This window comes from Mucilaginibacter sp. (assembly GCF_039921305.1).
In the GTDB taxonomy this organism is placed as follows: domain Bacteria; phylum Bacteroidota; class Bacteroidia; order Sphingobacteriales; family Sphingobacteriaceae; genus Mucilaginibacter.
In genome coordinates, this window is the sequence record NZ_JBDSCA010000028.1 from 203,571 (window position 1) to 217,167 (window position 13,597).

Consider the following 13,597-nt stretch of genomic DNA (forward strand, 5'->3'; position numbering starts at 1 on the left):
TTTTCTACCTCCAGCTCTTAAACTTATTGATCAAGCCATTGGTACTCGCATCATGACTGGTAACCTCGTCATCGTTCCTCAACTCAGGTAATATCTTCCCGGCTAATTGCTTGCCTAATTCTACGCCCCATTGGTCAAAACTGTAGATGTTCCAGAGGATGCCTTGTACGAAGATTTTGTGCTCGTACATCGCGATAAGCGAACCTAAGCTGCGTGGGGTGATCTTTTTAACCAGGATGGAGTTGGTTGGGCGGTTGCCTTCGAATACTTTGAAGGGGGCTATTTCGCTGATCTCGGCTTCGGTTTTGCCGGATGTTTTGAGTTCGGCGGTTACTACATCGAGCGCTTTTCCGTTCATCAGGGCTTCGGTTTGGGCGAAGAAGTTGGAGAGCAGCAGGGTGTGGTGCTCGCCTATTGGGTTGTGGCTTTGGGCCGGGGCTATAAAATCGCAGGGGATGAGTTTGGTGCCCTGGTGAATGAGTTGGTAAAAGGCGTGCTGGCCGTTGGTGCCGGGTTCGCCCCAGATGATCGGGCCGGTTTCGTAGTCTACGTCTTTGCCGTTACGGTCTACATGTTTACCGTTGCTTTCCATATCGCCTTGCTGGAAGTATGCAGCAAAGCGGTGCAGGTATTGGTCGTATGGTAAAATAGCCTGAGTTTGCGCATCGAAGAAATCGTTATACCAGATGCCTACCAGGGCCAGGATAACGGGGATATTGCTTTCCAGTTCGGTATCTTTAAAGTGATTGTCCATGGCGTGGGCGCCGGCTAATAGCTCTTTAAAGTTATCGAAACCTACGCTCAGGCAGATGGATAAACCGATGGCGCTCCATAACGAATAGCGGCCGCCTACCCAATCCCAAAAGCCAAACATGTTGGCGGTATCGATACCGAACTCGCTTACGCCTTTGGCGTTGGTTGAGAGGGCGGCGAAGTGCTTGGCAATATCGGCCTCTTTTGCTCCGGCAGCCAGGAACCATTCGCGGGCAGAGTGGGCGTTGGCCATAGTCTCTTGCGTGGTGAAGGTTTTGGATGCGATGAGGAAGAGGGTGGTTTCGGCGTTGAGGCCCTTTAGGGTTTCGGCTATGTGGGTACCATCAACGTTGGATACGAAGTGCAGGTTGAGGTGGGTTTTGTAAGGTTTTAGGGCTTCGGTTACCATTACGGGGCCTAAGTCGGAACCGCCGATGCCGATGTTCACAACATCGGTAATGGGTTTGCCGGTATAGCCTTTCCAGGCGCCGCTGATTACGGCTTCCGAAAATTGCTGCATGTGGTTGAGCACCGAATTTACATCGGGCATTACATCTTTACCATCAACCAATATCGGTGTGTTGCTTTGGTTGCGGAGGGCGATGTGCAGTACCGGGCGGCCTTCGGTGGCGTTGATCACCTGACCTGAAAACATGGCATCTACTGCATCGTTTAACCTACACTCTTTGGCTACCTGTATTAATAAGGCGAGGGTTTCATCGTCGAGGCGATTTTTGGAATAGTCTAATAAAATATCTTCGAACTGGATGGAGAATTTATCAAAACGCGCCGGATCTGATTTAAATAAATCTTTCAGATCGGTGCTGATCATTTTCTCAAACTGATCGGCCAGGTAGGTATAAGCTTTGGTTTCGGTTAAATTTATTTTAGGCAGCATATTTGTTATTGTTTGGTATCAAATGTATTAAGTAAACCTAAGCTTAATACAATTTAATTGATAAAAAGATTCAAAAATTATTCGGGATAGTGTGTAAAATACACAGTTAACTTAGTGTAAATCATACACCAGTAAATTGAAAATATCTTAAAAAAACTTACAATTTATTTACATATTGTGAATAACTATTGTATATATTTGAAGTGTCGATAAAAAATTGGCAACAAAAAAGCGAATTTGTTAAATTACTTTTAAAACTGTAAGGCAATGTTTGAAAAATTATTCCAACTCGTGAAAATTAACGCTGGTAAAGCGGTTATTGAAAACCCTGAAATTGCGGCTAAAGACCGTGAATCTGTAATTACCGAAGCATCGAGCACTATCATCGACGTTTTGAAATCGCAGATAGAGACGGGTAAGATGAAGGATCTGGTTACGTTTTTTCAACTGTCGGGTATTTATGGCAGCCCTATTGTTAACAAAATGGTGAACAAGTTTGCCAACCGTTTAAATACTTATTACAGCATTGAGCCCAATACGGCTTACACTATCTCTGAAGAATTGATCCCTTCTGTAATGGTTCAATTGGTTCAGCAGAGTAAAAATGAGACTAAAGAATTTGGCTTAGGTACAATGTTTTCGAAGCTGACCGGTGACCGCACTGATTTGAGCGGACTGGTGAACAACATGATGCTTGCTTCATAACATTCGCCCCTAATTGCTACAGTATATTTGAAATGGCTTGCGCTGATGTGCGGGCCATTTTTTTTGTGAACCCCTGAAGGGGGAATTGAATGTCGTGGTGGTTTTGGGTTCCTTATTTAAGTACGGTTAGCTTAGATATGTAGGCCGCTCAATTGGCGCGGGCCTGTTACTTTTTTCTTGATAAAAAAGTAACCAAAAAATCAAGTCAGCAAAAAGGCTTCTTTGCCGCACGGGTCTTTCACACACAAGTGGGCAGAACCACGGCTATCCAGCCTTTACAGCCGCACAGGCCACCATTGTTATGCCCACTTTGGCCGAAGCTGCTTTGCTGACGGTGTTTGGGTTCGATCGGGGTTTTCGGATACCGGTGGGAGGGTGTTATTCGTCGTGCGCGGATTGGCCTTTGCGCTCCGTGCTTCGACTTCGCTCAGCATGACACCCGGCGCTCCTTGAATGTCTGCTGCGGGTATCATCTCCGTAAGGGGAAAAACCCATACCTGCGCCTTGTTGATCATCCCCGTAAGGGAAACCTATATTGTAATTTGGGTGGCCATAAAACATCTTCCATCTTACCTGATACATCTTCCCTATTTTATATATTTGCCGCATGACTAAAGAAAATCTACAGGATTTGAGGGATAGAGCAGCTTCCCTGAGGAGGCATCTTTGACGTTGACCTGAAACTTGAAGAACTGCATATTGAGGAAGCGATAACGATGAGTCCGGATTTTTGGGATAAGCCTAAGGATGCGGAGAAGGTTTTGGCTTCGATAAAGGCTAAAAAGGTTTGGACGGATGGTTACCACAAGCTGGAAACCATTGTTGAGGATATGGCGGTGATGTTCGAATTTCAGCAGAGTGGCGATGCTACGCCTGAGGAGGTTGAGGAACAATACCGCGTTGCGCTGAAGGCTACCGAAGATTTGGAGTTTAAGAACATGCTATCGCAGGAGGAAGACCCATTGAGCGCCGTGGTACAGATTACCGCCGGTGCCGGTGGTACCGAGAGCTGCGACTGGGCCAGTATGCTGATGCGCATGTACATGATGTGGGCGCAAAAGAACGGCTATAAGATTACCGAGATTGATTACCAGGAGGGCGAGGTTGCGGGCATTAAAACCGTAACGCTGCAGTTTGACGGCGATTTTAGCTACGGCTATTTGAAGGGCGAAAATGGCGTTCACCGCTTGGTGAGGGTTTCGCCGTTTGATGCTAATGCTAAACGGCATACTTCGTTCGCTTCTGTGTATGTGTACCCGCTGGTTGATGATACCATTAATATTGATGTGAACCCGGCCGATATTGAGTTTGAAACCTTTAGAAGTGGTGGTGCCGGTGGGCAGAATGTGAACAAGGTGGAAACCGCGGTGCGGTTGTACCACAAACCTTCGGGCATTATTATTAAGAACCAGGAATCGCGCTCACAATTGCAGAATAAGGAGAACGCGATACGCTTGCTGAAATCGCAATTATACGAAGCTGAGATGCGCAAGCGGATGGAGATTAGCGATGCCATTGAGGGGAACAAAAAGAAGATTGAATGGGGTAGCCAGATCCGCAATTATGTGCTGCACCCTTACAAGCTGGTTAAAGACTTACGTACCGACTACGAAACCAGTAACGCGCAGGCGGTGCTTGATGGTGAGCTGGACGAGTTTTTGAAGGCTTATTTGATGGAGTTTGGGGGGAAGAAGTAGGAGCCCCCTAACCCCCTAAAGGGGGAACAAGAGTTAAAAGTGCAGACCTTGTGCGATTATTAATGTGAGTTTGTTTTTATAAAGGTATTAATGAGCTCACTATCGTTCGGTGCCCCTCTTGAGAGCTTGCCTGTCGGCATACAGGGGGTGGAGGGGTATTGTCCTTTCTGCGATATATTCGTCGCGCGGGGAACACACCCCTGCTGCTACACTGCCCAACGCGCGCCCCTCTCAAGAGGGGAATTGAAAATATGAACATCACCAAATGAAAAAAGCATACTGCCTCATCCTTTTCCTCAGCATAACCACATCCGCTACGGCGCAGATGAAGTTTTTGCCTAACTTTTTGCGCAAGATACTTTTTGTGAAGGATAGCAGCCGGCATAGCAGCATTGCGCCTTTGCCGGTGTTGAGCAGCGCGCCCGAAACCGGGGTTGAGGTTGGCTTATCTGTGCTGTACTCCTTTTATACCGACACCGTGGATAGACATACCCGGGTTTCCAACATCTTCACTTATGGTACCATTACCACCAAGGGGCAGAGCCGCATTAGTGTGAGCACCGATTACTGGCTGCCGCATAACAGCTTCCATTTGATTGCGGGGATTGGGTATATCAACTTCCCCACTAATTATTATGGCATTGGGAGCGATACCCGGCAGGCTGATGTGGAGCTGATCGGTCAGAAGCGGGTGCGCTTGAATTTGAGTGGCGAGAAGCTGTTTGGCAAGCATATTTACCTGGGTTTCCTTTCGGGAGGGTATAACTTTAAGTTTAGCGGGGCCGCTAAACCGGGCATTTTTGATACCGACCCTAACCTGCAATACCGCAGCGGCGGTACCACCGTATTTTTAGGGCCAACTATTACTTTTGATAGCCGGAACAACAATACCTATACCACCAGCGGGGTTTTAATTGCCGCTAAATACAGCCAGTTTAAGGGCTTGTTTGGCAGTAATGGTTACAACGGCGGTTTGTTTAGCATTGAAGCCAGCCAGTATAACAGCTTAAGCAAACGCCTGGTGCTGGCTTTTGATGTTTACCATACCAGCATGATTGGCGGCCAATCTCCCTTTTACCTGCTGCCTACCCTGGGCAGCGACGAACTGATGCGCGGCTACTTTAACGGCCGTTACCGCGACCGCAACTACACGGCAGCGCAAACCGAACTGCGCTACCGCCTAAGCGACCGCTTTGGCGTTGTTGGCTTTTTAGGCACCGGCACCGTTTACCACCAAGCCCTGGACCTTAACCTGCTGAAACCCAACTACGGCGGCGGCCTCCGCTACTTTTTCGACGTGGAGAAAGGGTTGAGCGCCAGCTTTGATTATGGTGTTGGCGAGCAACGCCCGGGGGAAACACGGCAGAGTGGGTTTTATATTAGGTTGGGGGAAGCGTTTTAGGGTTTCCGGCAGCGTGGACGCTGCTAACCGTTTGTGTTCAGGCGTGGACGCCTGAACGGGCGGGGTGCACTTTAATTTCTTTTAATATAATTATAAACGAAATTTACTGGGACGGGTTGAAGGGCACCATTTGAATCAAATTTGTAGCCTAAACTGTTAGCATTTTTTTCTATCGCTTTTAAAATATCATTGTGTTGTGGCTCATGTAATTCGGGAAAAATACTTTTAATTAAAAAGATATAGGCTTCTGATCTGTCATTGAGACTGATATAGCCATTTGCTAGGTTATTACAAGTTATGGCTAATTGAGGTTTGTAAGCCTTCGGGTCCAATGAAGCTAACTCTGAATTTATTTTATATGCATATAACCATAGCTCAATGGCTTTTTTAAAATCCTTTTTTTCATGATAGATTGTAGCTAATAGGTCTACGTAGTGAGCCAATTTCGGTTTGAAAACAGTAGGGTTGACAATACTTAAATCTTGAATAATTTTTATCGCTTCTAAAGTTTGTTTCTCCGCATCTTCAAATTTTTTCAAGTCAAAACTTATATGAGATGCATTAATCAAAGAGTAAGCTAAATATGGTAAATGCGCGGCACCATATTTTTCAACGTAAAAGCGTCTAATATTCACAGATTCAGAGATGCATTTTTCTGCGTTTACCAAATCATCAATATTTAAATAAATTTTAGTGTTATTTGACAAGCATACCGCAACGTCTTGCATATATGCTTCAGGATTTACAATTGCTAATCCCCGATAAATTTCTAAGGCTTCTTCACCTGTTTTTAAAAATTTCTGATCATTTAATAGAAGAAAGATCTTAGTTATATTAAAAAGTGTACGAGCTAAATCTGGTAAATAAGAATGTGGATTTTTCTCCGCTAATTCCCTGCGTAATTGTAATGCTTGTTCATAAAAGTATTTAGCTGCATTCAAATCATTTTGATTTGTATGAGCTATACCAAGACTATTTAATGTTAGTGCAAGTTGGCTTTTAAATTTTATATCACGTTCAACTATGGTATCTTTTAATTTTAGTGCCTCTGTGTAATAATTTATGGCTTTGCCAAATTCCTTTTTTGCTAAATAAAGCTCTCCCAGATTGTGATAGGCATCTGAAATTATCGACTCATTACTTAAAAACTCGGTTACGATACTAAAGCCTTTAAGCAAATATTCTTCCGATTCTTTATAGTGTAGTAAATGCATCTCTGCAATACCTATATTGAGTGTCAATGTGCCGACACTCGCTCGCAGGTGGCCTGTATTATGTAGGGAGAACAGAGACTCGTAGATACTTAATGACTCTTTAGATTTTTTTATAGCTGATTCATAGTCTTGTTTCTTCATTAAAATATTGGCCGAATTATTCAGCAGTCCAGCTATTGTAAGTTTCGTTTGCTCATCATTTACAAGACTTTCTGTAGCTAAAGCAATCGCCCTACTATATTGTAATTCGGCACTATTAAACTCATTATGTGATTGTAAAAAGTGACCATAACTGAATAAACAATTGACAAAGTTATCTAATTTTGTTAAGGCTCTCTCTGCTGAAATAAGACATTTGTTATAATATAATTTCGTTTGTTCAAACCGATCAGTGAGGTTGAAATTGATTACTGTTAGTAATGCTTTAACTAAAAACTCCTGCGAGTTTATTGTTAACTTTTCATATACTACCTCCAGGTCATTGTTTAATTCTATGTGAGATGTGAGTATATCGCAATCGTTCTGTAATTGAATGCTGTTTAGGATTTCTCCGGATTTCTCTAAATCCATCATTAAATCCGGATTACGAAGTTCAACTATTTTGGATGAGTTGTCATTGCTTGGGGAATGAACGTGTTTAAAATATTTCAGCAATTGTATTTTGAATGTTTTTTCTTTTTCTCTTAAGGCTTGTAAGTCGACACCGAGAATATATTTTTCATCAACTTTATCGCTCTTCTCAAGTTTTTTACTGATTATATCAATTTGATCAATCAAATTGATATAATCAGTATTTTGGCTTATGTATTGTTTTAGCTCAATACTAATATCCTTGCCAGCTTCAATATTATCGATCTCAATCTTATATAAATCGTCATCAGCTAAAATCCGTTTAATATCCAGCATGGTTTCAATTGGTTAGGTGACGCTTTTTATATTCTAAATAGTCTGCAGCTATTAACAAATTCTCTTGATCATTAGATAAGTCGGTTTCATCTAAAATATTATTTGCTTCTTCTATATAGCCTTGTTCAAATAATGTACGTGCTTTTTCTAAACGAATCGAAGTTATACTTAGATTTAAAAAAATATCGGCTAATAGTATAACATCAACTTTAAGCTTTTTCAATAATTCGTATAATTCGTTTAAATATTGCTTGGCTTCATTATCGTTGTTTTTGCTATCTGTAATAGCTTCTTCCTGCTTGATGATTTTGGATTGTAATTCTTGATAGTGCCTTATAGTATGAAAGAACTGGTCGACTTTAACACTAATATCTCGGTTGGCTTTTATATTATTAATTTCAATTGCGGGTGATGAATGAAGTTTAAGAAATTGCAAAATGGATATATCTACATTATCATCGCTTTTAAGATCATTTATCTTTAGTGATGTCATTATCGATAGTATTAACTTTTACACTTATATCCCTGCCTGCTTGAAAGTTTGAGAAATTATTGTGAGTGTTAGATGATGATTGGGGAAGCGTTTTCTTATTCTTTCTTTTTAGAAATGCATATACAGTTACAATCACAAAAACGCCTATTCCACTAAATAGCCATTCCTTATTTTTAATTATCCAATCCATATTATTTTTTTTATATAACAATATAATGAATATTTTTTATATGTCCAAATTCATTGCAGGTGGTTTGTTTAATATTTCATTTGTTCGAAAGAAGTTTAAAGACTAAAGTTTAGGTTATCCTAGTTATTTTGGTTGTTATGTGTTTTGAAATCAAATACTTACCTTTGTATCGCGTTAAGCTTTTTAACTTTTCGTGAAGCGTGGGTGTTTTCTTCACCTGTGCTAATTAGCCGTTCGGCTTTTTCTTTTCTTGAATTTTTTAACCAATCAATTATATAAACCAATGATACAAGTTACCCCCAATTTGAACGATCAGCAGATACGTTTCTGCGATGAATATTTAGTGAGCTTTAACGCTTATAAGAGCGCTATCAGCGCCGGTTATAGCGACAACACCGCCCGTAAAGGCGAGATTTTACATACGCCGAAAATTCAGGAATATTTGCGGCTGAAAATGCAGCAACGGAGCGAACGAATGGAGATTACTCATGATATGATTTTACGCGAGTATGCCAAGATCGCTTTTAGCAGTATGGCTAATTATTATGATACCCAGGGGAACATCAAACCTGTTTGCGAGCTAACTGATACTGAAATGGCAGCGATCAGCTTTTTTGAAACGCGGAACATTGCGGAACCGGATGGATATATTGTTGGCGCGGTTAGCCGGATAAAACTGCATAATAAGATGGCGGCTTTGGATAAGATTGCGAGGCACCTGGGGTTTTTTGGAAGTCAGAATCAAGAGGCCAGAATCAAGAATCAAGACGAGGATAAAGTAATTCAAGAATCAAGAACCAGGAATCAAGAAGAGGAAAAAGTTGCAGCGTCAGTTGAGCAGGAGCAGGAAGAAGATTTGTCTGTTAATGCGGATGGTGCGTTGGACTTTGTTGATGGAAATGTGGTGGCGGATGCGGGTGAAAAAGTTCTTACTTTATCCCCCCTGTATGCTGTGAGTGATTGTGGGGAGGAGTATGTTGCTGCAGGAGCCGATGTTGATGGGCTTATGGCGGAGTTGTTGTTAAGGGGGACTGACGATTAATTTCCTACTATTACCCCCCCCCTGTGGCAAGCACTTGTCCCGAACCACCCCACACATTGTCCGAAGCTAACCCTTTGTTATCAATTGTTTAAATGGTAGGTTTGATGTCAGAATATTATTCAAATGAAAACCGTATTAGACCCAGCCACCCGTAACGAGCTCATCAGCCGTGTTAACACCATCAGCGATAGCAGCAAGCCCCAATGGGGCAGAATGAATGTTTACCAAATGCTGAAACATTGCGTTCTGGCCGACGAAATGTACATGGGCAAAAAGCAGTATAAGCGCGTTTTCCTTGGTCGTTTATTAGGTAAAATAATGTTGAAAAAGATGCTGAATGAAGCCCCAATGCAGCGTAACGCGCCCACCAGTCCGTTCTTCATCATCAGCGAAGTAAGCGGCGATGTTGCCGCCGAGCGGGATAAATGGATAGCCGTAATTAACGATTACGAAACCTTAAGCGATGCCGATTTTATACACTGGTTCTTCGGTAAAATGACTAAGGAACAAGTAGGCCAATTCGCTTATAAGCATATTGATCACCATTTAAGGCAGTTTGGAGCTTAAATAACAAAGGCGCTAAAAACGGATTTTCCCCCTTTTAACGCCTTCAAAAAATCTTGCTACTTGATACTAACTACTTGCTACTATCTTATTTCTGCCTGAAAAATATCTGTATCGGCACACCACTAAAATCAAAGTTCTCGCGGAGTTTGTTCTCAATAAAGCGGTAGTAAGGTTCTCTAATATATTGTGGCAGGTTACAAAAGAAAGCGAACATTGGCGCTGTACCTTTTATCTGGGTAATGTATTTGATCTTCACATACTTGCCCTTAACCGATGGGGGTGGGAAGCTCTCGATGATAGGCAGCATCACATCATTCAGTTTTGAGGTCGGGATCTTTTTGTTCCGGTTCTCGTAAACCTTGTTAGCGGCTTCTATGGCCTTAAAAATGCGTTGTTTTTCTAAAACGGAAGTAAACACGATAGGTACATCAACAAAAGGGGCTGTTTTCTGGTGGATCAGCTCTTCAAAAACCTTGGTGGTTTTGTTGTTCTTTTCGATCAGGTCCCATTTGTTTACCACGATAACGATACCCTTTTTGTTCTTTTCGGCCAGGTGAAAAATGTTGATATCCTGCGATTCGATGCCTTCAACGGCATCTATCATCAAAATAACCACGTCGCTTTCTTCGATAGCCTTAATGGTACGCATTACCGAGTAAAACTCGATGTTCTCTTTGACCTTGGTTTTGCGGCGCATCCCGGCGGTATCGATCAGCATAAAATCGTGACCGAACTGGTTGTAACGGATATGGATCGAATCGCGGGTAGTACCGGCAATAGGGGTAACAATGTTCCTATCATGACCCAACAGGGTATTGATGATAGACGATTTACCCACATTCGGACGCCCGGCGATGGTATATTTAGGCAGTTCGTTCTTCTCTAACTGAACATCTTCAAAGGTTTTAACCACCTCGTCCAAAAGCTCACCGGTTCCGGAACCCGTCATAGCCGAAATGTTGTAGATCTCGCCTAAGCCAAAACCATAAAACGTTGCCGATTCAATTTGCTGGCTATTGTTATCAACCTTGTTAGATACCACAAAAACAGGCTTCTTACTTTTGCGGAGGAAGGTAGCTATCTCATCATCCAGATCGGTAATGCCTGTAGTTACATCAACCATAAACAAAATAACGCTGGCCTCTTCAATAGCGATAACCACCTGCTCGCGGATGGCGGCTTCAAAAACATCTTCGGAGTTGGCCACATAACCGCCGGTATCAATCACCGTAAAATCATGCCCTATCCATTCAGAAACACCATAGTGCCTGTCGCGGGTTACACCGCTAAAATCGTCAACTATGGCCTTACGGGCCTCAATTAAACGGTTAAATAATGTTGATTTACCCACATTGGGCCTACCTACTATGGCTACTATGTTACTCATTTCGATTTGTTTGGTATCAAGTAGTTAGTATCAAGTATCAAGATTTTTTTGGACTTGCTATTTAATACCTAACTATTGCTACGGTGCTTTCTTATTACTTTGTACTAATATCGATCTTTTCGCTGTGTCTTGCTACTTGATACTAAATACTTGCTACTATCTTCTAACTTTCGTACCCAAATTGCTTCAGGTAATTCTTTTTACTTCTCCAGTCGGGTATTACTTTAACAAAGGTCTCTAAAAACACCTTGCGCTGAAAAAACTCTTCCATATCCTTACGGGCGTAGGTGCCTACTTTTTTCAGCATTTCGCCGCCTTTGCCTATAATGATATTCTTTTGCGAATCGCGCTCAACGATGATCTCGGCGCTTATCCGGTATAATGTTGGGTCCTCAACAAATGCCGTGATTATTACCTCGGTACTATAAGGGATCTCTTTTTCGTATATCTTAAATATCTTCTCGCGGATGATCTCCGAAGCAAAAAAGCGGTCGTTACGGTCGGTCAAAAAGTCCTTCTCGTAATACGCCGGGTGCTCAGGCAGGCTATCCATCACCAGGTTCATCACCGCCTCCACATTATGGCTATGCAATGCCGATATCGCGAAAACCGCTTTAGGGTTCAGGGTTTCTTGCCAGTAAGCAATTTTGGCTTCAACAATTTCCTGGGTGCTTTTATCAATTTTGTTTATCAAAACCACCAAAGGCGCGGTACTGCCTTTTAGTTTCTCCGTTACATCGGCTTCGTCGTACTTTTCGTTAATATCGGTAACCAGCAGTATCAGGTCGGCATCAACCAGGCTTCCGTTCACCTGGTGCATCATGGTTTCCTGCAAAGCGTAGTGCGGTTTGATAATTCCGGGGGTATCACTAAATACTATCTGGTAATCATCGCCGTTAACAATACCCAATATACGGTGCCGGGTTGTTTGCGCTTTTGGCGTAATGATGCTCATTTTTTCGCCCACAAGCGCGTTCATCAGGGTTGATTTACCTGCATTTGGTTTACCTATAATACTAACAAAACCTGCGCGGTGACTCATGTGAAAATATATTTGTGATTTTATTTGCACTGCAAAGAAACGAATTATATCTTTGCAGTCCCAATTAAAAGAGGTACAAATTGTATTTCGATAATCGGAAAGCTTATTTTGGAGTAATGATCCAAACAAAAAATAAGCAAAAACAGTGCGGGATGGAGCAGTTGGTAGCTCGTCGGGCTCATAACCCGAAGGTCATAGGTTCGAGTCCTGTTCCCGCTACCTAAAAATAGTCAGAAGCCTTGAGCCGAAAGTCTTAAGGCTTTTTACTTTTAAATGATGAAACAAAACGTGTTGTTAAGCGTTATAATTAACACAAAGCCGAAGTAATGACCGGCCGGAATACCACCAAACAATACTGCGGGATGGAGCAGTTGGTAGCTCGTCGGGCTCATAACCCGAAGGTCATAGGTTCGAGTCCTGTTCCCGCTACAAACCCGCTTTTTGATATCAAAAAGCGGGTTTTTCCTTTTACGTGTTAATTTCAAGCTCATATCTTTTGCCGCGGATAACCGGAATGTTGATATTTGGGTCAAGTTCCAGTTTTTTTCTGAGTTTTGATATAAACATATCCGGGCTACGCCCGACAATAATACCTTCATCTTCCCATATTTCTTTTTGCAGTCGGCTTCTTGCAATAGTCTCATTGGGAGACGTGGCGAAAATGAGCAGCAGGCGCGTTTCAGCAGCAAACCGGCAACCCTTTAGTAACCGATCTGCTGTGGAATGGGTAAACAATGGCAACACGCTGGTAGTAGCCGGTAATACCGAAAAGTGGGCAACCTACCTGGCTAAAAAGGAGGTGATCGAGTTTAGAGGAATACAAGTAATGGGCACCACCTGGTATGGGGGTAATTATTTTGTAACAGATGATGCACTCTTTGCCGGCCTGCCAAAAAACTGTGTGTTCAACTGGGAGTATCAGTGCCTGGCTACTTACAATAAAGCCAGGCTCGGTATGCGATTATACACCGGAAACCCTATTGTGGGTTGCGTGAGCGATCATAAACAGGAAGTCTATTCCGCTTTAAGCGTTATCAAGCATGGTCGGGGTAAGATCATACTAAACGCGTTGGATATCGTGTCGTGCCTCAAAACCACTAAGGCCGAAAAGAAAGCCGAAGGGGATGGCGAAAATGCTTCGATGAGTACCTTTAATGCCGATGCAAAAAACCCTTCGAATATAGTGGGGCAACAACTGCTGCTCAATATGCTGAGGCAAAACTAAACAATGAGAGCACCGTACGGCACTTCCCATTTAAGTTTCCGGGCTCGTTTATTGCCTTTGAATTTAATGGGTTTTA

At 42.6% G+C, this 13,597-nt stretch carries 14 protein-coding genes and 2 tRNA genes; 8 read left to right on the plus strand and 8 right to left on the minus strand.

All coding sequences use genetic code 11. The features are described from left to right. Positions 1 to 4 precede the first annotated feature (4 nt). Positions 5 to 1,651, minus strand: coding sequence for a glucose-6-phosphate isomerase (gene pgi / locus ABIN91_RS09185; RefSeq protein WP_348050769.1), 1,647 nt, complete (start codon positions 1,649 to 1,651; stop codon positions 5 to 7). Positions 1,652 to 1,918: 267 nt separating this feature from the next. Here pgi and ABIN91_RS09190 point away from each other — a divergent pair, with 267 nt between their 5' ends. Further along, on the plus strand, positions 1,919 to 2,356 hold the full coding sequence (locus ABIN91_RS09190) for a hypothetical protein (protein WP_348050771.1): 438 nt from the start codon (positions 1,919 to 1,921) through the stop codon (positions 2,354 to 2,356). A gap of 378 nt (positions 2,357 to 2,734) precedes the next feature. On the opposite strand, the gene ABIN91_RS09195 is transcribed toward ABIN91_RS09190, so the two are convergent. Continuing rightward, a complete protein-coding gene (locus ABIN91_RS09195) occupies positions 2,735 to 2,938 on the minus strand; it encodes a hypothetical protein (RefSeq protein WP_348050773.1) in 204 nt (67 codons plus the stop codon). 25 nt (positions 2,939 to 2,963) lie between these two features. Between ABIN91_RS09195 and prfB the strand changes: the two genes are divergently transcribed. Both prfB and ABIN91_RS09205 read left to right on the plus strand, forming a co-directional pair. After that, positions 2,964 to 4,053, plus strand: a protein-coding gene (gene prfB, locus ABIN91_RS09200) for a peptide chain release factor 2 (RefSeq protein WP_348050775.1) whose coding sequence is annotated in 2 segments (ribosomal slippage) — positions 2,964 to 3,023 and positions 3,025 to 4,053 — 1,089 coding nt in all. Because the reading frame shifts where the segments join, the coding sequence is not laid out codon by codon here. A 265-nt stretch (positions 4,054 to 4,318) separates the two neighbouring features. Continuing rightward, positions 4,319 to 5,455: a polymerase gene (locus ABIN91_RS09205; protein ID WP_348050777.1), complete on the plus strand. Its 1,137-nt coding sequence runs from the start codon at positions 4,319 to 4,321 to the stop codon at positions 5,453 to 5,455. A gap of 71 nt (positions 5,456 to 5,526) precedes the next feature. Here ABIN91_RS09205 and ABIN91_RS09210 read toward each other — a convergent pair whose 3' ends face one another. The 3 genes from ABIN91_RS09210 to ABIN91_RS09220 are packed head-to-tail and all read right to left on the minus strand — an operon-like array spanning position 5,527 to position 8,258. After that, positions 5,527 to 7,575, minus strand: a complete 2,049-nt coding sequence (locus ABIN91_RS09210) for a tetratricopeptide repeat protein (protein WP_348050779.1) — start codon at positions 7,573 to 7,575, stop codon at positions 5,527 to 5,529. Between the two features lie 4 nt (positions 7,576 to 7,579). Continuing rightward, entirely contained in the window at positions 7,580 to 8,068 is a 489-nt protein-coding gene (locus ABIN91_RS09215) for a hypothetical protein (protein WP_348050781.1), read from the minus strand. Continuing rightward, the gene (locus ABIN91_RS09220) at positions 8,046 to 8,258 is read right to left on the minus strand and encodes a hypothetical protein (RefSeq protein WP_348050787.1); all 213 of its coding nucleotides are present in this window, start codon (positions 8,256 to 8,258) and stop codon (positions 8,046 to 8,048) included. The genes ABIN91_RS09215 and ABIN91_RS09220 overlap by 23 nt, the downstream gene beginning before the upstream one ends. A 283-nt stretch (positions 8,259 to 8,541) precedes the next feature. On the opposite strand from ABIN91_RS09220, the gene ABIN91_RS09225 reads away from it, so the two are divergent. Together ABIN91_RS09225 and ABIN91_RS09230 are read left to right on the plus strand one after the other, a co-directional pair. Next, positions 8,542 to 9,300, plus strand: coding sequence for a terminase small subunit (locus tag ABIN91_RS09225; RefSeq protein WP_348050789.1), 759 nt, complete (start codon positions 8,542 to 8,544; stop codon positions 9,298 to 9,300). Positions 9,301 to 9,423: 123 nt separating this feature from the next. Further along, the gene (locus ABIN91_RS09230) at positions 9,424 to 9,867 is read left to right on the plus strand and encodes a DUF1569 domain-containing protein (RefSeq protein ID WP_348050791.1); all 444 of its coding nucleotides are present in this window, start codon (positions 9,424 to 9,426) and stop codon (positions 9,865 to 9,867) included. 85 nt (positions 9,868 to 9,952) lie between these two features. On the opposite strand, the gene der is transcribed toward ABIN91_RS09230, so the two are convergent. Next, complete coding sequence (gene der / locus ABIN91_RS09235; protein ID WP_348050793.1) at positions 9,953 to 11,254, minus strand: ribosome biogenesis GTPase Der; 1,302 nt, start codon at positions 11,252 to 11,254, stop codon at positions 9,953 to 9,955. Positions 11,255 to 11,417: 163 nt separating this feature from the next. Continuing rightward, positions 11,418 to 12,296: a GTPase Era gene (era, locus tag ABIN91_RS09240; protein ID WP_348050795.1), complete on the minus strand. Its 879-nt coding sequence runs from the start codon at positions 12,294 to 12,296 to the stop codon at positions 11,418 to 11,420. 146 nt (positions 12,297 to 12,442) lie between these two features. Between era and ABIN91_RS09245 the strand changes: the two genes are divergently transcribed. Together ABIN91_RS09245 and ABIN91_RS09250 are read left to right on the plus strand one after the other, a co-directional pair. Next, positions 12,443 to 12,515: transfer RNA gene (locus ABIN91_RS09245), tRNA-Met, on the plus strand. 137 nt (positions 12,516 to 12,652) lie between these two features. Further along, a tRNA-Met gene (locus tag ABIN91_RS09250) sits at positions 12,653 to 12,725 on the plus strand. A 39-nt stretch (positions 12,726 to 12,764) separates the two neighbouring features. Here the strand turns inward: ABIN91_RS09250 and ABIN91_RS09255 are convergent. Further along, positions 12,765 to 13,040: a winged helix-turn-helix domain-containing protein gene (locus tag ABIN91_RS09255; RefSeq protein ID WP_348050797.1), complete on the minus strand. Its 276-nt coding sequence runs from the start codon at positions 13,038 to 13,040 to the stop codon at positions 12,765 to 12,767. On the opposite strand from ABIN91_RS09255, the gene ABIN91_RS09260 reads away from it, so the two are divergent. Beyond that, a complete protein-coding gene (locus ABIN91_RS09260; RefSeq protein WP_348050832.1) occupies positions 12,958 to 13,521 on the plus strand; it encodes a hypothetical protein in 564 nt (187 codons plus the stop codon). The two genes, ABIN91_RS09255 and ABIN91_RS09260, sit on opposite strands and share 83 nt — an antisense overlap. Positions 13,522 to 13,597: the final 76 nt, after the last annotated feature.